General features: G+C 47.3%; 22 protein-coding genes. 8 read left to right on the top strand and 14 right to left on the bottom strand.

Annotation, left to right across the window (positions count from 1 at the left end; genetic code table 11):
• The first annotated feature begins 89 nt into the window (after positions 1 to 89).
• Positions 90 to 572: an Rrf2 family transcriptional regulator gene (locus P401_RS0115500; RefSeq protein WP_029343142.1), complete on the top strand. Its 483-nt coding sequence runs from the start codon at positions 90 to 92 to the stop codon at positions 570 to 572.
• 22 nt (positions 573 to 594) lie between these two features.
• On the top strand, positions 595 to 963 hold the full coding sequence (locus P401_RS0115495) for a nuclear transport factor 2 family protein (RefSeq protein ID WP_029343141.1): 369 nt from the start codon (positions 595 to 597) through the stop codon (positions 961 to 963).
• Between the two features lie 73 nt (positions 964 to 1,036).
• On the opposite strand, the gene P401_RS0115490 is transcribed toward P401_RS0115495, so the two are convergent.
• The 3 genes from P401_RS0115490 to ypfJ all read right to left on the bottom strand — a co-directional run bounded on the left by P401_RS0115490 (position 1,037) and on the right by ypfJ (position 3,413).
• Positions 1,037 to 2,199, bottom strand: a protein-coding gene (locus tag P401_RS0115490) for an IS3 family transposase (protein WP_152548189.1) whose coding sequence is annotated in 2 segments (ribosomal slippage) — positions 1,037 to 1,923 and positions 1,923 to 2,199 — 1,164 coding nt in all. Because the reading frame shifts where the segments join, the coding sequence is not laid out codon by codon here.
• Between the two features lie 120 nt (positions 2,200 to 2,319).
• Entirely contained in the window at positions 2,320 to 2,487 is a 168-nt protein-coding gene (locus P401_RS18615; protein ID WP_156772481.1) for a hypothetical protein, read from the bottom strand.
• A gap of 83 nt (positions 2,488 to 2,570) precedes the next feature.
• Positions 2,571 to 3,413, bottom strand: coding sequence for a KPN_02809 family neutral zinc metallopeptidase (gene ypfJ / locus P401_RS0115475; RefSeq protein ID WP_029343140.1), 843 nt, complete (start codon positions 3,411 to 3,413; stop codon positions 2,571 to 2,573).
• 183 nt (positions 3,414 to 3,596) lie between these two features.
• Here ypfJ and P401_RS0115470 point away from each other — a divergent pair, with 183 nt between their 5' ends.
• Genes P401_RS0115470 through P401_RS0115455 form a run of 4 tightly spaced genes read left to right on the top strand, consistent with a single transcriptional unit; the run spans position 3,597 to position 7,219 of the window.
• Entirely contained in the window at positions 3,597 to 4,493 is an 897-nt protein-coding gene (locus P401_RS0115470) for a hypothetical protein (RefSeq protein WP_029343139.1), read from the top strand.
• A gap of 11 nt (positions 4,494 to 4,504) precedes the next feature.
• Positions 4,505 to 5,215 (top strand): polysaccharide biosynthesis protein, encoded by a 711-nt coding sequence (locus P401_RS0115465; protein ID WP_029343138.1) that lies wholly within the window; start codon positions 4,505 to 4,507, stop codon positions 5,213 to 5,215.
• Between the two features lies 1 nt (position 5,216).
• Positions 5,217 to 6,356: a glycosyltransferase family 4 protein gene (locus P401_RS0115460; RefSeq protein WP_029343137.1), complete on the top strand. Its 1,140-nt coding sequence runs from the start codon at positions 5,217 to 5,219 to the stop codon at positions 6,354 to 6,356.
• Positions 6,353 to 7,219 (top strand): glycosyltransferase family 2 protein, encoded by an 867-nt coding sequence (locus P401_RS0115455; protein ID WP_029343136.1) that lies wholly within the window; start codon positions 6,353 to 6,355, stop codon positions 7,217 to 7,219. The genes P401_RS0115460 and P401_RS0115455 overlap by 4 nt, the downstream gene beginning before the upstream one ends.
• On the opposite strand, the gene P401_RS0115450 is transcribed toward P401_RS0115455, so the two are convergent.
• Positions 7,203 to 7,703: a response regulator gene (locus P401_RS0115450; RefSeq protein WP_081834758.1), complete on the bottom strand. Its 501-nt coding sequence runs from the start codon at positions 7,701 to 7,703 to the stop codon at positions 7,203 to 7,205. The genes P401_RS0115455 and P401_RS0115450 overlap by 17 nt on opposite strands.
• A 151-nt stretch (positions 7,704 to 7,854) precedes the next feature.
• On the opposite strand from P401_RS0115450, the gene P401_RS0115440 reads away from it, so the two are divergent.
• Positions 7,855 to 9,189 carry a sugar phosphate nucleotidyltransferase gene (locus tag P401_RS0115440; RefSeq protein WP_051656325.1) on the top strand — a complete coding sequence of 445 codons (1,335 nt, stop codon included), beginning with the start codon at positions 7,855 to 7,857 and terminating at the stop codon, positions 9,187 to 9,189.
• A gap of 41 nt (positions 9,190 to 9,230) precedes the next feature.
• Here P401_RS0115440 and manA read toward each other — a convergent pair whose 3' ends face one another.
• The 10 genes from manA to P401_RS0115390 form a co-directional block, all read right to left on the bottom strand.
• Positions 9,231 to 10,181 (bottom strand): mannose-6-phosphate isomerase, class I, encoded by a 951-nt coding sequence (gene manA / locus P401_RS0115435; protein WP_029343133.1) that lies wholly within the window; start codon positions 10,179 to 10,181, stop codon positions 9,231 to 9,233.
• A 176-nt stretch (positions 10,182 to 10,357) separates the two neighbouring features.
• Positions 10,358 to 10,999 (bottom strand): peroxiredoxin-like family protein, encoded by a 642-nt coding sequence (locus P401_RS0115430; protein ID WP_029343132.1) that lies wholly within the window; start codon positions 10,997 to 10,999, stop codon positions 10,358 to 10,360.
• 40 nt (positions 11,000 to 11,039) lie between these two features.
• Positions 11,040 to 12,107, bottom strand: coding sequence for a YcjF family protein (locus tag P401_RS0115425; RefSeq protein ID WP_029343131.1), 1,068 nt, complete (start codon positions 12,105 to 12,107; stop codon positions 11,040 to 11,042).
• A gap of 98 nt (positions 12,108 to 12,205) precedes the next feature.
• The gene (locus tag P401_RS0115420; protein WP_029343130.1) at positions 12,206 to 12,688 is read right to left on the bottom strand and encodes a GNAT family N-acetyltransferase; all 483 of its coding nucleotides are present in this window, start codon (positions 12,686 to 12,688) and stop codon (positions 12,206 to 12,208) included.
• A 37-nt stretch (positions 12,689 to 12,725) separates the two neighbouring features.
• Complete coding sequence (locus P401_RS0115415; protein ID WP_081834757.1) at positions 12,726 to 13,163, bottom strand: GNAT family N-acetyltransferase; 438 nt, start codon at positions 13,161 to 13,163, stop codon at positions 12,726 to 12,728.
• A gap of 110 nt (positions 13,164 to 13,273) precedes the next feature.
• Complete coding sequence (locus P401_RS0115410; protein WP_029343128.1) at positions 13,274 to 13,972, bottom strand: YjjG family noncanonical pyrimidine nucleotidase; 699 nt, start codon at positions 13,970 to 13,972, stop codon at positions 13,274 to 13,276.
• A 2-nt stretch (positions 13,973 to 13,974) separates the two neighbouring features.
• Entirely contained in the window at positions 13,975 to 14,445 is a 471-nt protein-coding gene (locus P401_RS0115405; RefSeq protein ID WP_029343127.1) for a DMT family transporter, read from the bottom strand.
• A gap of 12 nt (positions 14,446 to 14,457) precedes the next feature.
• Positions 14,458 to 15,120 (bottom strand): Crp/Fnr family transcriptional regulator, encoded by a 663-nt coding sequence (locus P401_RS0115400; RefSeq protein WP_029343126.1) that lies wholly within the window; start codon positions 15,118 to 15,120, stop codon positions 14,458 to 14,460.
• Between the two features lie 12 nt (positions 15,121 to 15,132).
• Positions 15,133 to 15,558: a DMT family transporter gene (locus tag P401_RS0115395; RefSeq protein ID WP_023466686.1), complete on the bottom strand. Its 426-nt coding sequence runs from the start codon at positions 15,556 to 15,558 to the stop codon at positions 15,133 to 15,135.
• Between the two features lie 121 nt (positions 15,559 to 15,679).
• A complete protein-coding gene (locus P401_RS0115390; RefSeq protein WP_034786168.1) occupies positions 15,680 to 16,297 on the bottom strand; it encodes a GntR family transcriptional regulator in 618 nt (205 codons plus the stop codon).
• Positions 16,298 to 16,484: 187 nt separating this feature from the next.
• On the opposite strand from P401_RS0115390, the gene garR reads away from it, so the two are divergent.
• Positions 16,485 to 17,375 (top strand): 2-hydroxy-3-oxopropionate reductase, encoded by an 891-nt coding sequence (garR, locus tag P401_RS0115385; RefSeq protein ID WP_029343124.1) that lies wholly within the window; start codon positions 16,485 to 16,487, stop codon positions 17,373 to 17,375.
• The last annotated feature ends 2 nt before the right edge of the window (positions 17,376 to 17,377 follow it).

Here is a 17,377-nt window from a genome sequence, read left to right as displayed (position 1 = left end):
GGTTTTGTGAGAGCATATGACTCGACAGTTCTTTCGAATAAAACTATTATAGACATACATTATCCACGTTTAACGAAAGGAGACTTCTCATGCAAATGAAAACCGGGGTCGAGCAATCCGTCTATGCGATGTTGCTCTTGACCTTTCTTCCGGATCGCGCCGTTTTGCCTGGTGAATTCATCAGCCAGCAACTCGGTGCCTCGCCAACCTATTTTCAAAAGCTCTTACGAAAACTCGTCCAGGCGGATCTATTGTATTCCGTACCCGGTGTCAAAGGGGGCTTTCGCTTACGACGTCCGGCAGACGAAATTCAAATCTTTGACGTCTATCAAGCGATCGAGGGCAAACAAACGTTGTATGCGTCAAGCGGTGTCTTTGAGGATTTGATGGGAATTCAGGAACAGGAAATCGGGCTACTCTCGAATCTGATGACAGAGGCAGAAGATGCGTGGCAATCGACGTTGAAGCGCGAGTCGATCGGCTCGATCCGTCAAGCGATCGATGCCTCCTGTCCACCGGAACATTTAGAACGGTTGCATGCGTTAATCACAGACCGGATGATGACACTTTAATGAATAGAAAGAGGTTTTTACTATGGTATTGAATCGTTATTTCGACTTATTCGACGCGTCACGCACGGACGCACAAGCTTTCGAGGATCTCGTTTCCTTATTCACGACAGACATCACGTTCGTCCTGAACGGACAACCAAAGCACGGCATCGACGCCTGGAAACAGTTCGTCCGTCATGTGTTCACGGCGAATCAAGACATTAAGCACATGTACGCAGGCTGGGAAGAAACAACACCAGGAACATATGAAACACGCTGGGCAGTTTGCGGAAAACGGGCAGACGGTAGTGTCTTCACGCAAGACGGAAAAGATATCGCACGTCTTGATGAAAACGGACGGATCGCTTACCTGGAGAACGTTCCAGATGACCCGACGATGTTCCGTTCATAAGATTACTTTTAAACAACGAAAACCTGTGTTCTAGACTGACCTAGCAATATGAGACACATATAAAAAACCTTGATTAGGCTGCCTGTACACCGTATTTTTTCGGTGTCAGGTAGCCTAATTTTTCTTGGATTCGTTCTTCGTTATAGTAATTTAAGTAATTAGTAACGCGTTCAGAGACCTCATGGTCTCTTAGTGAATTAAATTTGACGTACTGGAATTCCTCGGACTTTAAATTAGAGTGGAACGATTCGATAACTGCGTTGTCCCAACAGTTTCCTCTACGAGACATGCTGCTTGTTAGGTGATTCCTTTTAACGAATTCTTGAAAGGCGTATGACGTATAGACACTTCCTTGGTCCGAATGAAGGATGACCCCTTCGGGATAGTTTCGATTCTCAAGCGCTATCTTCAACGTATCAATCACAAGAGACGTTTGTTGATGCTCGTATAACTTGTATGCGACGATTTCGTTATTAAAAAGATCCATGATGATGGAAAGATATTTCGTCGTGCTGCCGTATTGGATATAGGTGATATCCGTCACCCACTTTTGATTCGGTTTACTTGCTGTGAAATCGCGCTTGATGAGATCCGGTGCCGTTATGATGCGCTCACCTTGAGACTTCCATCTTCGCTTCGGCTTGATCCGACATTGGAGATGGTGTTTTTGCATGATTTTCTGTACGGTATTCCGATTGGCTTTTAACTGATAGATTTGCTGTAATAATGCCTTTATTTTTCGATGTCCATTCCGATACTTCGTCTGTTTACTTAGTTCAATGACGGTTTTTTCGAGCACCGAAGGTGCTTTCACAGATTCCTTAATCCAACGGTAATAGCTTGCTCTTGGTACATTCAAAGCGCTAAGAATGGCGGTGATTGTATACTTTCTCCGAAGAAACTCTACAATTTTTATGACTACTTCTTTCTCAACTCTCTTTCGATTTCCATGTACTTTTTTAAGATCTCATTTTCCATCTTCAGATGTGACATTTGTCGTTCTCTCTTGTCATCCTCACTCGCAGAATCTGGACCATGTCCATAGGTATATTGTTTACCGATTGGCTGATCAAATCGATAATGTTCGTTAGAGCGATACCATCTCATCCATGTTTTGATTTGAGATTCATTTTTGATTCCGTACTTCTCCATGATTTCTCTCGTCGTTAACTTACCACTCAGCTTATCTTTGACTACTGCCCATTTCACTTCACTTGAATATACGTTTTTGCCCATGCAAAAACACCTCCGATGTTAGTACTTTTTAAAAGTGTACCACTCCGAAGGTGTTTTATATTGTCTCAAAATTTTAGGTTAGCCCAGTTCCGCGCAAGCAGAACACAGGTTTTTTGATTTTTAGCGCTTCAGCACGAATCGTTTCAACAAATAGCCCGTGATGACAAGTAATGACGCAATGGCGAAATAGACCACGTAGATCAACAAGTCTGGCGCAAATCGTGACACGATGTACGTCATCACGACGACAGCCGTATACAGCAACAAAAATAAACTGATGTGCTTCAACTTCGACACTTCCCTTTGAATCCTTCCCTCTTCTTTATGAAAATGACTGGAAAATGTTTCAAAAGACCTGTCGTTGCTTCGTTTTATAGATTCTTCGCTTTGAAGGTATCTCCGCCTTCGATCGTGCCGTTATCAAAACCTTTTTGGAACCAACGCTCCCGTTGCGCCGATGTGCCGTGGGTGAAACTTTCTGGTACGACATATCCTTGTCCCTTCTCTTGTAACGTATCATCCCCGACAGCATTCGCTGCCGTCAGTGCTTCTTCGAGATCGCCTTCTTCGAGCAAGTTTTCGCCTTGCGCATGATGCGCCCAGACGCCGGCATAATAATCTGCCTGTAGCTCGAATCGAACGAGGTACTTGTTGAACTTCTCCTCACTCATTTGCTCTCGAAGTGGCATGATCTCGTCCGACTTTCCGAGTAACGTCTGGACGTGATGCCCGACTTCATGCGCAATGACATAGGCCATCGCAAAATCGCCCGGTGCTCCGTACTTCGTCTGCAGTTCATCATAAAAGCTTAAATCGATGTATAATTTCTGATCACCGGGACAATAAAAGGGACCGACGGACTTCCCTGCTTGTCCGCAAGCCGAACTGACTTGATCCGTATATAAGACGAGCTTCGGTTTTTTATAGGTCTTACCATCTTCTTTAAATTCCTTCGTCCAGACCCGCTCCGTATCCGCTAAGACGACGGAGACAAAGTCCGCTGCTTCTTTTTCCTGTGCTGTTTCTTCATACGTCGTATTTTGCTGATCCCCGCCGGTTAAGTCTCCGAGTAATTCAGCTGGATTACCGCCCATCAAGGTGATGACGATCAGCAGGATGATTCCGACACCACCACCTATGCCGGCAATTCCTTTCCCTCCCATTCCCCGTCGATCCTCGACGTTTGAACTGCGTTCTCTTCCCTTCCATTTCATACGCTTTCCTCCTACTCGTTTCGTTGTAGGTCTTTACCCGAAAGCGTTCGTCCGTAACGCTCCGTCTTAGGATGGACGTTACTTCTCGTATTCATTGCTAAAATAAGTACAGCCATTTCTAGGAATATCACCCTCCTGTAGAGAAGAAGTTCAGCACGGATTTTCGCAGAAAGGAGTTGTCCGATGCACTCGTTCCGTCAACATCTCAAGAACTTCATGTATACGTACCGTAAGGACATCCTCGTCCTATCTGGTATGTTTTTATTCATCTTAGCTTATAGCTTCCCATTGTTTCGTTCTGGCATGGTGACGTTCAGCGATCTATCCTTCGGACTGTCCTCCCATCGCTATTTAGAAGAAATTTATGGGGCATGGAACAACCGCTGGAGCACGACGACGCTTCTGAATGTCGCACGACTTCTCTACATCCTACCGTTTTATCTACTCAGTCTATTGTTTGGCTCGTCCGGTCCCGTCTTGATCAAGTCATTCATCATCGGACTGTTGACGATCTCTGCTTTATCGATGTTCGCTTTTACGAAACGACTCCATTCCGTTTATGTCTCGAAGCACTTTTCTTATCTCTCACTGATTGCTTTCGCGATCGCCGCGTTATTTTATGCCTTAAATCCGTGGGTGATCACGCGGATTCAACATATCTATCTATTATGTGGGTATTCCGTCTTCCCTTACGCTTCGATGTTGTTCTTCAATATCTTCGACCCAAAGTTTCGGGAACAGCTCGATCCCGGTTTTCGCTTGTCTGATCGGTTGAGTCGACGGACATGGTTTGATATCACCGGGCTATCGATTGTCTTTGCCTTCATGGCGGCCGGGATCCATTATTTCTTCTTCTCACTGATCTATATGAGCATCATGGTCGGACTCATTTTTCTAAAGACGAGTTGGACGCGTCGCAAAGAACGGATGTGGTCACCGTTACTTTGGTTTTATGTTCGGGCGACCTGTGCGTTTGGTCTCGTTTTTCTACTATTCAATGGATATTGGTTCTTGATGTACGTCGGCTCGATTCTGACCGGCTCACAAGCTTCACAACACAATCCGTCGTCAAAATCCTAGCCACATGGCTTTTGATTCAACAAACGAACGTTATCTATGCATTATTATTCATCTTGGCCGGCATGATTGCATCCTATCTCTTAAGTCTCATGCAAGTCCCGTTCCCGACGAGTACCGGGCATCTCAAGGCGAGCGGACTCGTCCATGTGATTCACACACAAGTTGTCATGACGCTTTTTTTCACACTCGATAGCCTTCTTGTCACCCGTTACTTTCCACAGCTAGCAGGAGATTATTCCGTTGCCTTACGATTCGGTCAACTGCTGTTGTTCGTCGCATTATCGCTCGCCCAACTGTTATTACCGCGCTTAAGCCAAAAAAGTCAGGATCAATCCTTTCTTCTCTGGGAGCGTCGCTTTTACAGAATCTTATTAGGCGGACTCGTTCTTGCTGTTTTGGTGTACTGGACGATCGTCCCTTATCTGATTCCGATGTTATTCGGAAGTGGTTACGACGCGGCAACTCATTACATCAAATATATGGTTTTCGTTTATGTCGGCATCACGTTGATTCAATACGAGGCACTCGTCCAGTTCTCGCTACACCGAACCGGCTACTTGAAAGGCTATTGGTTGATTCTGATTCTCTACATCCTTGTCTTGATCACCTTTCACTCGTCCGTCGAGACTTGGTTACTCGCGCAAGCAGGTGTCTTTTTACTCGGCTCCCTGATCTTACGTTTCACCTTACCCCGACACCCCCATTCAGCGAAGGAGGCGTAACATGAAACCCCATCTACTTTTTTTATCTTGGCGCGATATCAAACATCCGAAAGCGGGTGGCGCAGAAGTGTTCACCCACGAGATGCTCCGACGTGTCAGTGATGAGTACGAGATCACTCATTTTTCTCCAGCATTCGATGGCGGACACGATGTCGAGTATTTGGACGGAGTCACTTATATCCGGAGAGGTACCGCACTCTCCGTCGTTCCACTTGCCTTTTCTTATTACCAGTCGCATGCTGCGACGATTGATTTAGTCGTCGATCAGATGAACACGCATCACTTTTTCACACCCCTTTATGTTCCTGTAACAAAACGAGCCCTCTTCATCCATCAGTTGACGCGCGAAATTTGGCAAATCAACGTTCGTCCCCCTTTCTCATACGTTGGCGAATGGACGGAGACACCACGTTTGCAGCTGTACCGGACTGGTCGCGCTTTGACTGTCAGCCAGTCAACAGCAGACGATTTACTTGCTGTCGGATTTTCCAAAGACGAGGTGACGATTTTACCAGAAGGTCTCTCTTTCACCCCCTGGAACGAGGAGGACTGGAAGCCAAAAGAAGCACACCCGACATTTTTATATGCCGGGAGGATGTCAGCCTATAAAGGGATCAATGATGCACTTCAAGCTTTCGTCATCGTCAAACGGGAGTATCCCGAGGCTCGTTTCTGGGTCATCGGGAAAAAAGACGAGGCGTATATTACCGAACATCTTCATCCAATCGTCCCGGAAGAGATGCGAGACGCCATCACTTATTTTGGATTCGTCAGTGAGGAAGAAAAGCTCGAACGGATGAGTCGTGCGACGGCGCTCCTGTTTCCTTCAAAACGAGAAGGTTGGGGATTGACGGTCAGCGAAGCGGCGGCAGTCGGTACACCGACGATTGTCTATGACGCCCCTGGACTGCGTGACGCCGTCCAGTACGGTATGACCGGTTACATGGCAAAGAGTCAGACACCGGGTGCCCTTGCTGCCGAGATGCGGGCTTGCTTACGTGACCCAGAAGAATACGAAATGATTCAGGTAGCTGGTCATCGTTTTGCTCAGACGTTACATTGGGATCACACAGGTCAAGCGTTCAGAAACTGGTTACAACGTGAATTGATACCCGTTGCACTGAAGGAGGATTATTCATGATTGGAATTGCTATGTCCACGTACGAGAACGAAGCGATCATAACGGAAACGATCCGCTCACTTCAGACACAACACGCCTCTTTCCTTTGTGTCATCGCAGATGATGGTTCGACTGATTCCACCGTCGAGACGATGCGTCGATTGACCGCAAATGATACGCGATTTGAAGTACTTGCGCTTCCGCACGGTGAACGAGGGATCGCCCGCAAGACTGCGATTGATCGCTTAAAGCAACACAATGTCGAATACCTCTATATCATTGATTCCGATATGGTACTTGAAGAGCAGTTATTAAAAAGCTGCCTCTTATATCTTGAGGCACATTTAGAGGTCGGAGCACTCGTCATTCCCGAACGCGCGTACAGCGATTTTGATAATTACTTCAGTCAAGTGAAGGTCTTTGAACGTAACTTGTTCAACATACCAACGAATCAACTTGATACACATACGATGGAAGCCGCGCGTTTTTGGCGGCTCGAGGCGTATATCGCATCGGGTGAGATTGATCCGACGCAAATCAGTTTCGAAGAGACGCAACCGACGATTCGTTATTTGGAACAAGGCGGAATCATTCGTCGCGCGACGTTCACCTACGTACACCACAACGAAAAGCAGGTCGAATTAAACGACCTGCTTCGAAAGAAACGCTATTACTTTGATGTCATGCCTGCGACGCTCGACGCGGAACAGGGTGGCTTCATGAAAGCTTTACGACGTTGGTATTTCTTCCGTCCCGTTCTCTATCATCAGGCTAATTTAAGAAAGTACAGCCGTCATCCGCTGTTGACCGTTGGCGTCATCTACATGTACTTACGTCTTAGCTTCATTGGCGTAGAGTCTCTCTTCTTCAAACGGGTTTCGTAAGACTACCGGTCAGCGATTGATAAAGGATGTACGTGCCGAACTGTGTCGGGAATTCGAAGCGATGAATACCGTTCTGGTCTTCTAGAATCTGTTCATGATGATCAATCGTTAGGGCACGTTGACTGACGATTGATCCATCTTCGTAAAATAGACAATATGGACGATTTGAATTGATCAACACATCGGTAAAATGTTGCCTCAGATTCCGTTTACGTTGTTTCGTTTCCACGACCTCATCTCCGATGCGCGTCATGATCCCAAGAACCCGATCGTCAATCTTCAATGGTTTCGTCATCATCCGACTGACGTTTCCTGCGTTCACAGCCGCCAGCAACGTATGGACTTGCATATAGTCCGTCAAGACGATTTGTTTCGTCAACGGTGCACGTTGTTTAGCGGCACGTAATAACTCAACACCATCCATTTCCGGAAGTCGAAGTTCCGTCAGTAAAACATCGACGTCGGATGATGCGAGGTGTGACAGTGCTTCTTCTCATGAACCTGCCTCCTGTACGTCTTGTCCCGCTGCTTCCAATTTCCGTCGTAAAATGTGTCGTGTCGGTTCATGTGAGTCAACTAATAGATAAAGTGCCATATGCTATCGCCTCCGTTTTAAAAAGAAAGGATGGTCGTCAATGTATATTCTCTTACTATCAGGTGGATCCGGAAAACGGCTTTGGCCGCTCTCGAACGATTTAAACTCGAAACAGTTCTTAAAAATTCTTGAAGATCGCGATGGCAATAAACAGTCGATGATGGAACGTGTTTTTCAACAGCTTCAGGAAGTCGGTTTGGACGACCGGACCGTCATCACGACGACGAGTTCACAAGTCGATGCAATCGAAAATCAACTCGGCTTCCGTACTTCCATCATTCAGGAACCGTCACGTCGCGATACGTTCCCTGCCATCATGCTCGCAACGAGTTATCTAGCAGAGCGAATCGATTTAGAAGAGACGGTCGTCATCATGCCGGTCGATCCTTACGTTGAATTGTCGTTCTTTGAGCGATTCGAGCAACTCGATCAAGCTGTTCAAGCACATCCGGATGCACTCCATCTAATGGGTGTCGAACCGTTGCATCCGACGTCAAAGTACGGCTATATCATTCCGCAGACATCTGAAAACATGTCCATCGTCGATCGCTTCCAGGAAAAACCGACCGTTGAAGTCGCGGCTGATTTAATTGAACAAGGTGCATTATGGAACTGTGGTGTCTTTGCCTGTCGCCTTGACTTCTTAATGCAATGTTTAGAAGAACAAGCTGTACCGACGACGTTCGAGGCGCTCCGTTCGAATTATGAGGCACTAGAAAAGACATCTTTTGATTATGCGGTCGTCGAAAAGACCGATTCCTTATTCGTTCACCGGTATGATGGTTACTGGAAAGATCTCGGAACATGGAATACATTAACGGAAGAGATGCCGCATCCGCTCCACGGAAACGCCCGGATGCTCCACTCAAAAAACACGCATATCGTCAATGAACTACAGGTTCCTGTTCTAGGGATTGGACTCGATAACTTAATCGTATCGGTGAGTCCAGATGGTGTCCTCGTTGCGTCAAAAGACGAGACACCTGCCTTAAAAGAATATTTGACGGATGATACCTTGCCACCACAATTTGAGTGGAAACGCTGGGGCTATGCGACGATTTTACATCAACAGCAACTAGATGACGGACGTTATGCTGTGACTCGACGGCTTCATATCAAAGCACATCAGCAAATCAGTCATCATTATCATGCACATACCGACTCGACATGGAGCATCTTACAAGGTCGGGCAGAAGCACTAATCGATGGTCAGTCACAGCAGCTCGGACCAACTTCTGTCGTGCATATTCCACAAGGTGTTCCGCATACGCTGACCACACTAGAAGACTTGATCATGATTGAAATTAAATACTCGATCGATTGGACAGAACAGGATAACTATCCGCTCCCTACCTCCATCCGGTCCAAACCATAATGTTAGAAAGGGCACCTCCTGTTGGTGCCCTTTCGTCTGCTTTAGTCTAAAAACACCTCACTCGTCACGAACGTCACGGATCCAGATATTTCGTAACCCCCCGATCGACGCGGTATAAAGAATTGGTTTCCTTTCTGTAAAGGAATCACGCGATTCCCTTGTCGCGCTTCTCCTTGACCATCAATGACAGTCAATAAACGAAAGACCGGATGATCATGCAATGCGTACCGACCGCTCACTTCATGACGAATGACCGTGAAGGAAGGCACCTGCAGCAGCTTCGTCATGACGCCCCCCTCCTTGACGATCGTCTCTGATTGGTTCGTCCACGGCTCATCTGGAATCGTTGTGACAGCAATCGCCTTCTCAACGTGTAATTCTCGCGGTTTCCCGTCATCTCCTAATCTGTCGTAATCATATAGTCGGTACGTCCGATCGCTCATCTGTTGAATCTCAAGAAGAACGACGCCTGGTCCTAAAGCGTGGATCGTACCACTCGGAATGTAATAGAACTCGCCAGGTTTCACTTTTTGATGGCGAAGTGACGTCTCCCAGTCCTTTTCTTGCGCGCACCGCAATAATGCATCTCGTGATTGTAGATTGTGACCGAGAATGATCTCTACCTCTGGTGCAGCCTCTAAGATATACCAGCATTCGTTCTTGCCGTACGGTTCTCCTTCAAGACGTCGTGCCTCCTCATCATTCGGGTGAACTTGTACCGATAAGTAGGCGGACGAATCTAGCAATTTTACATGTAGCGGGAACGCATCGAGCAGATAATCACCGAACAGTTCTGTCCGCTTCGTTCGCCATAGTTCAACTAGCGTCTTTCCTTGATCAGGTCCATCTAAGAAGTGCGTCCGACCACTCGCACGGGCGGATGCTGTCCAACATTCTCCAATTTGTCCTTCTGGTAACTCAAACTGAAATAACGCCTCTAAACGTCGACCGCCCCAAATTCGTTCTTTGAAAATTGGTTGAATGGCATACATATCGACGCGGACTCCCGATAGACTAGGAGCGACGCTTCACCTCCATCTATACGTTTGGTTACCTCTTTATACTCATTTTTATGTCTATATTATCCAAATAAAACAGATTGAATCATAAAAAAACCAACTCTTAGTGCATCACTAGGAGTTGGTTTTCGCATAGTTTGCAAGCCCTTTTATTGTTCGAGGTACTCGATGATCGTCTGCGGATCCACGCGTTTCGTATAATCCGATGAGACTTCTGCGAAACGAATCACACCATCCGTATCAATGATGAACGTCGCCGGTTTCGGTAACTGCCAATCCTCATTTCCGTTGTGCTTCGCTACATCAAGTCCCGATGCTTTGTAAATCTCAATCAAATAATCTGGCAGGTCGAACACCAAATCAAATTGACGGGATACATGTAAATCAACGTCACTTAAAACAGGGAAACTTAACGCATTCTTGTTTGCCGTCTGTTCAGCAAAATCAGGTGTCTCCGGACTAATTGCAACGACGGTCGCTCCCTGAGCGCGGATTCGATTGATTTCCCGTTCGTACGCTCGAAGCTCGAGATTGCAATATGGACACCAGCCGCCCCGGTAGAACGTCAAGATGACAGAACCTTGCTCGAGTAATGTCTCGATCGCCACAGGCTTGCCGGATACATCAGGTAACGTGAAGTGTGGAATTGTATCACCAACATCTAGACCTTTAGCGATACCGGAAGCAGCCAGCTCAGCTGTCGCTTCCGCCATCAACCGTTGTTTCTCAGCAGGTGCCTTTTGTCGGAATTCCGATTGATACTGTTTGATTTCTTCGAGTAATCGTGTCATATGTTCTCCCCCTTTATTGCTGTATAGAATAACAGGGAGATTACTCGTTTGTCTCTTCTGACGACTCTTCTGCCTTCTTCCGGAATCGTTTGACAAACCCCATCAGTTGTTCCGGCGTCAGCTCGAGCTTATTCTCATAGACATATTTCGTTCCGTATCCGAGTGCAAGAGTAGCGGTCGAAGCGACTCCCGCTGCAATGACGGCACCATACCCTGGAACTAACTTTGCTATTTGCCGAAAAGCAGTCTTTCCGGAGTTTCCGACAATTGTCACGACAAGCAACTCCTTGGCACTCTCTTTGGATAACTGTCGTTCATACAGATTCGATAACTTGAGCATCAAGCCGATTTGAATTGAAGTCAACGGAATGATATCAGCTCCCGGGAACGGGACGGCACCGATCGCACCAGCGGCTGTTCCGGCACCCACAATCCAGTTGTTGGCGATCTTGCCTCGAACGGTCGGATCCATCTGACGAACGAACACATTATCCTTGTCGAACTTTTTTAAGATATCGAGGACCTCTCGACGGAGCCGATCAATGTTCGTTCCTTCTCGTGCTGATACGGGAATGATTTTGGGTCCTGGTAGTTTTTCTGCAATATGCTGAACGATCGTGTCGACATCATCCGTCGCATCCATCTTCGTAACGACGATCAAGACATTTTGGTTATGTTGATAAATCTTACGGAAATTCTTCGTCTCCGTTTCGGATAAGACAGTACCTGCCGCATTTAAAAAGTAAAGGATGACATCGGCACTTTGATAGTACGTCCACGTCGCTTCCGAGTTCTGTGTATTGGCATCATTTAATCCCGGTGTATCGACGAAGATGACTTTATCTTCCGGATGCTGCCTGACTTGATCGATCCGGACCGTTTCACCCGGGCGCGCTCCGACCGTTGCGACTTCACGACCAAGAATCGCGTTCAAGGTCGAGGATTTTCCTGCATTGACGTCTCCGATCAGAGCAACTGTCACGTCCTGCTCCAACGATTGATTAAAATCCCGTCGCTCCGATTCAAATGACTGATCAAAAATTTCCTCCAGTTTGCGTTTCCGCTTTTGTTGATTGGTCTCAAGTCCTTCACCAAAAAAATCATCCATCGTGATCCCTCCCCCTTCTTTTGCTGTCTGTCTTTTCCCGTTATCTATTGATTTCAATACAAAACAGGCAAGTGAACCTCTTGTCCACTTGCCTGTTTTTAAAGATATGTGCTGCGTCGCTCGAGCAACACCGTATCGCGCCATCTGCCTCCGAGCCGACCGATTCGCTCCCGTCGACCGACTTCCCGAAAATTAAAACGTTCATGAAGGCGAAGACTCGCTTGATTTTCCGGAAAGACTTGCGATTGTAAGGTCCAGATTCCGGCTGCTTCACTTGCTTGAATGACGTCTTCCATCAAGCGTGTGCCGACACCTTTGCCGCGCGCGTCTTCCGCGATATAGAGGCTGATTTCAGCGACACCGGCGTATGCCGGAATCGAAGAGAATGGACTTAACGCGACCCAACCGAGCAGTTGCTCGTCTTCCATCGCAACGAGTCGACTGTGTTCGTGGTGATGACGCGTCCATTCTTCGTACGGTAATGCTTCTGTGCGGAACGTCGCGTTCTCCGTCTTTATTCCTTGTTCGTAGATCCGAACGACTTCTGGATAATCCGATTCTTTCATTAGTCGAATGTGCATGGTGTCTCCTCTATTCGTTCTATCATCTCATCAAGTTTTATACTTCTAATCGCACTGCCATTTCTCGACCGAATCGGTCCCCGTGGTCGATGAAGCCGAGACTCGCATACAGACGGTGTGCCGCCTGATTATCCGGTCGATAGCCGACGGCGATTCGTTTTGCTGCAGGTAACGTGCGCATCTCGTCAATCACAGCTTGCATCGCTAATCGTCCAATGCCGTTCCCTTGCTGCGCTTGATCGATCATGATGCGGTAAATCCAGTAGCCATCGAGTTCTTCTAGTTCCGTGTTGTACATCACAAAACCAACGACGGTTTCATCTGCAATGATCGCCCGAAGGACAAGGCTAGGTTCGAACTTCGCTTGCGCGATCGAGTAGACGTTCGCTTCCATGAAGTCTTGCTGTTCTGCTGTCAGTGTCAGCTCACAACACGCTTCCCAGTTCTCTGCTGTTACTGGTACAAGTTGAATCATGTTCATTTCCCCTTTTAGTTAGACGGGAGTTCCCTCCAGCGTCTGTTGATCACATCGTTGCACAGTGATCGCCCCCTCTCCTTCTCTTTCCTATCGGCTGACTCGCTTCATTATTGAAGGACTGCTGCCTTTTCAAGCACCGCAGGAAGTTCGGCTAACGAAGTAATCGTAAACGTCGGCTTGATATCCGTCGCTGGTTTTCCTTCCGGATTAAACCAACACGTTGCGATACCAGCTTGATTGCCACCTGCGATGTCAGCTGACAAGGAATCCCCGACGATGATTGTTCGCGTCGGATCGAATTGCGGAATCCGCGCAAACACATGATTGAAAAATCCTGCCATCGGTTTTTGAAAACCTGTCTCTTCTGAAACGAAAATCCCTTCAAAGAAATCTGTTAATCCAGCGCCATCGAGCCGTGCGCGTTGCGTCTTCGAAATACCGTTCGTGACGACGTACATCGTGACGTTTCCGGTTAGCTGCTCAAGTAGCGCCGTCGCACCCGGAATCAATTCTGTTCCTTGTGCGAGATAGCCGCGATACGTTTCGTCAACTTCTCGTCCGTCGACTTCTCGTCCTTCTTCCGCGAAGAATGTCACGAACCGTGAGTGAATGACTTCCTCACGTGTCATCTCACCTCGTTCGAGTGCTTTCCAAAGTGCTTGATTGAGTGTTTTATAGCGCGTTTCTCGCTCGGCCGTCCACTGCAACTCTTGTTGCTCGAGCAGGCGGCGAAAGGCAATCCGTTCCGTTGCTTCAAAATCGAGTAATGTATGGTCAATATCGAATAATACCGTCGTGTAAAACATATTCAAGCTCCTTTTCGTACGTGTTGTACAGTCGTTGTTTTCCCGCCCAGTTGAAATAACAGCACGCCGCCACCAATCAATAGGACACCGAGTGCTTTCGTCCACGTAAACGGAACGGCTTGTAATCCGAACCAGCCGAGCGTATCCCAGAGTAAGGCAAACAGGATTTGCGATACCATGACGATCGAAATCGCTCGACTCGGTCCGAGTTGTTGAACGCCTTGCGTCACACAGAGGACGACACCGACACCAATGATTCCGCTGAACCAAAACCAGGTTTGTGCCTCTTTTAGTGCAAATAGTTGTGCTCCTTCGACGATCAGACCAATCGTTAGTGAAGCGAGGAACCCGAGTCCAAGGACTAGCGTTGTCGTCGCCCAAGCACCGGCGTGTTCTTTGACTTTTGCGTTAAATGTATTTTGAATACAGACGAGCATGCCCCCACAAAGGGCAAGGATGATTCCCGTAACCATGTCGCACCTCCTTCATTCGTAAATGCTTTCTCCGACTCGCTCCATCAATCCGTCTCGATCAATGATCTCAATCGTATGTTGCGTCCGGCGGATCAACCCATCGTCGACGAACTGGCGTAAGACACGATTGACATGACGGTAACTCGTCCCGATCAAATCTGCTGCATCGACGAGTTCCTTACTCGCAAAAGCATCCGTATTAGGTGTCATCGACAGCAAATAACTGGCTAGCCGGACTTCGACCGGGTACAACAGATTGAAGCTGAGCGTATGTGATTTCAATTCAAACTTTTTCGTGATCGTCTCGAGTAAAAATAATAGAAAGGCAGAATGATGAACACGTGCTTCTTCCAAATCCGGATAAGCGATCCGTAAGACGGTCACTGGTGTCACGGCCTCGACCGTGTTCATCAAATCAATCTTTCGGACGAACTCAATATCGCCGACGAGATCAAACGGATGCTTGAAGGACAACACGAGACGTTTCCCCGTTGCCGACATATGCGTGATCTTCAGTTTCCCTTCGACGAGCAGGTAGAGTTCATGCGCAACATCGCCTTGTCGGCATAAAGCCTCGCCCGGTGCGAACGTCTGGATGTGCATCACCTTGCGTAGCGATCCATCAAAGACATGCGTTAACTGATACCGTTCCAAATAACTCACAATGTCCGTCACTTCTTCTCCTCCTTAGCTCTTTAAGATGAAGATGCCTGCGACCATCATCAAGATGCCGATGATCTGCGGTCCCCGCAGTCGACGTTTCATGACGCCGAACCAGCCTCTTCCGTCAATCCATAGTGCCAGCGCTAATTGCGCCAATAAAAAGAGCGAAATCGTCAAAGTCACGCCCATCCGGTGGACAGCCGTCATGTTGCTGAATAATATGATCGCTGCAAAGGCACCCCCCGCCAAATAAAGCGGTTTGACACGTCGCATCGCTGAAAAACTACGATCCCGTAAGACGATCGCTAAGAGGATCGCAACGATGAACCCAGTCATCTGAGTGATTGTCGCCGCTTGCCACGTCCCGATCGTTTGACTGATCCGGGCATTGGCAACACTTTGGAGCGTTAAGAAAAAGCCACCAGCAATCGCAAATAAGACACCACGCATGTACATACTCCTCTCCTATTCCATGATACTTTCATTTAACGAGAGTCCTTCTGATTTGAACAGGACATTTGTCCTGAGAACGCGTCAAGATGTAAAAAAGGATGAACGATATCTAACTCGTTCATCCTTTCATCCAGTTCAAACAAAATTCTAAATCCAGTTGAAGGTGCGCCTTCATCAATCGCTCCGCTTCTCCTGGTTGATGATTCAGAATCGCTTGATAGATCTCATCATGTTCTTCAATCAAGAGTGGTCGTTTGTGGTGGACAACGGTCTTACGGAATAGATAGATGATGGATTGCATCCGATCGATGATATCAATCATCACCGGGTTGTTCGTTGCCCCGACGATCACATCGTGAAATTCCTTGTTCGCCGCCATCACTTCTTCGAGTTCGCCCGTTCTACCGATTTCGACACACTGCTTCAACTTTTCTAAATCGGCTTCTCGCATATATGTCGCACAATGACTGGCTGCGAAGCCCTCAAGCAACATCCGGACTTGAAAGATGTGTCGCAAATCCATGTCGCTTGGATTGACGACACGTTTTTCCCTAATCAATCCTTCTTGCTCCAGTTTTCGAATCGAATCTCTGACGGGAGTGCGGCTAATTCCCATTTCCTCTGCTAGACGCTCTTCGACTAACTTCGTTCCACGTTCCAGTTCTCCGTTTAAGATGCGATCCCGGATGTACTCATATGCCTGCACATATGCTAATTGTGTCGTTTTCTTCCCCACGGCCATCGTCTCCTACATTCGAATTTCTTCTAGTTCAAAGTATAAGTTTAATACTGGGAATTGGAAAGAGACATATTTTTGTATACATTTTTAAATAAATTGTATACAAAAATGAACTTAGTGTGTACAATTCGGTTAAAGACTTTTATGAAAGCGCTATCTTTTTTATGAAAAGGAGTTTGATTAGATGAACACACGCGTTGGATTTATTGGTTTAGGCATTATGGGAAAACCAATGGCCTTGAATATACTAAAAGCCGGTTATGACGTCACGGTGAATGATTTAAATACGGAAAGTGTCGAGACACTCGTTCAAGCGGGTGCGGTATTCGGAACACCTGCTGATATGGGAGCAACGTGTGATGTCATCATCACGATGCTACCGGCTTCGCACCATGTCGAGCAAGTCGTCCTTGGAGAGAACGGTCTTTTACAAACTGCTACAGCTGGGACGATCTTGATTGATATGAGTTCGATTTCACCCGTCGCCTCGGTCGAGATTGCAAAACAAGCAGCACTACGCGGAGTCGAGATGCTCGACGCACCCGTCAGTGGTGGAGAACCGAAAGCAATCGACGGGACGCTTTCCATCATGGTCGGCGGGAAAGACGACGTCTTTGAAACCGTCCGACCACTCCTTGAAGTCGTCGGTGCAAGCGTCACGCTCGTCGGCAAAAACGGGAGCGGTGTGACAGCTAAACTTGCCAATCAAATCATCGTTAACTTAAATATCGCTGCCATGTCCGAGGCATTGACGCTCGCTGCGAAAGCAGGCATCGATGTGGAGAAGATGTATCAAGCTATCCGCGGCGGTCTTGCTGGTAGTGCCGTGCTTGATGCGAAAGTACCGTTGATTCTAGAGCGAAACTTCGTTGCCGGTGGACGCATCGATATCAACTTAAAAGATATGACGAACGTCATGGAAACCGCGCATGAGATTGGTGTTCCTTTACCCCTCTCTAGCCAACTCGTTGAAATTTTCCATGCATTGAAAATTGATGGGAAAGCTGCAGATGATCACGGCGGCATCATTCAGTACTACGAAAAATTAGCACATGTTGAAGTAAGGAAGGTGTAAAT

The organism is Exiguobacterium acetylicum DSM 20416, from assembly GCF_000702605.1.
Lineage (GTDB): Bacteria > Bacillota > Bacilli > Exiguobacteriales > Exiguobacteriaceae > Exiguobacterium_A > Exiguobacterium_A acetylicum.
This window is presented reverse-complemented; position numbering and strand designations above follow the sequence as displayed.

What these genes read in the sequence shown, in the direction of transcription:
- P401_RS0115500 (WP_029343142.1), top strand. Translation starts at nt 90, where the DNA reads ATGCAAATGAAAACCGGGGTCGAGCAATCCGTCTATGCGATGTTGCTC.
- P401_RS0115495 (WP_029343141.1), top strand. Translation starts at nt 595, where the DNA reads ATGGTATTGAATCGTTATTTCGACTTATTCGACGCGTCACGCACGGAC.
- ypfJ (WP_029343140.1), bottom strand. Translation starts at nt 3,413, where the DNA reads ATGAAATGGAAGGGAAGAGAACGCAGTTCAAACGTCGAGGATCGACGG.
- P401_RS0115470 (WP_029343139.1), top strand. Translation starts at nt 3,597, where the DNA reads ATGCACTCGTTCCGTCAACATCTCAAGAACTTCATGTATACGTACCGT.
- P401_RS0115460 (WP_029343137.1), top strand. Translation starts at nt 5,217, where the DNA reads ATGAAACCCCATCTACTTTTTTTATCTTGGCGCGATATCAAACATCCG.
- P401_RS0115455 (WP_029343136.1), top strand. Translation starts at nt 6,353, where the DNA reads ATGATTGGAATTGCTATGTCCACGTACGAGAACGAAGCGATCATAACG.
- P401_RS0115440 (WP_051656325.1), top strand. Translation starts at nt 7,855, where the DNA reads ATGTATATTCTCTTACTATCAGGTGGATCCGGAAAACGGCTTTGGCCG.
- manA (WP_029343133.1), bottom strand. Translation starts at nt 10,181, where the DNA reads ATGTATGCCATTCAACCAATTTTCAAAGAACGAATTTGGGGCGGTCGA.
- P401_RS0115430 (WP_029343132.1), bottom strand. Translation starts at nt 10,999, where the DNA reads ATGACACGATTACTCGAAGAAATCAAACAGTATCAATCGGAATTCCGA.
- P401_RS0115425 (WP_029343131.1), bottom strand. Translation starts at nt 12,107, where the DNA reads ATGGATGATTTTTTTGGTGAAGGACTTGAGACCAATCAACAAAAGCGG.
- P401_RS0115420 (WP_029343130.1), bottom strand. Translation starts at nt 12,688, where the DNA reads ATGCACATTCGACTAATGAAAGAATCGGATTATCCAGAAGTCGTTCGG.
- P401_RS0115415 (WP_081834757.1), bottom strand. Translation starts at nt 13,163, where the DNA reads ATGATTCAACTTGTACCAGTAACAGCAGAGAACTGGGAAGCGTGTTGT.
- P401_RS0115410 (WP_029343128.1), bottom strand. Translation starts at nt 13,972, where the DNA reads ATGTTTTACACGACGGTATTATTCGATATTGACCATACATTACTCGAT.
- P401_RS0115405 (WP_029343127.1), bottom strand. Translation starts at nt 14,445, where the DNA reads ATGGTTACGGGAATCATCCTTGCCCTTTGTGGGGGCATGCTCGTCTGT.
- P401_RS0115395 (WP_023466686.1), bottom strand. Translation starts at nt 15,558, where the DNA reads ATGCGTGGTGTCTTATTTGCGATTGCTGGTGGCTTTTTCTTAACGCTC.
- garR (WP_029343124.1), top strand. Translation starts at nt 16,485, where the DNA reads ATGAACACACGCGTTGGATTTATTGGTTTAGGCATTATGGGAAAACCA.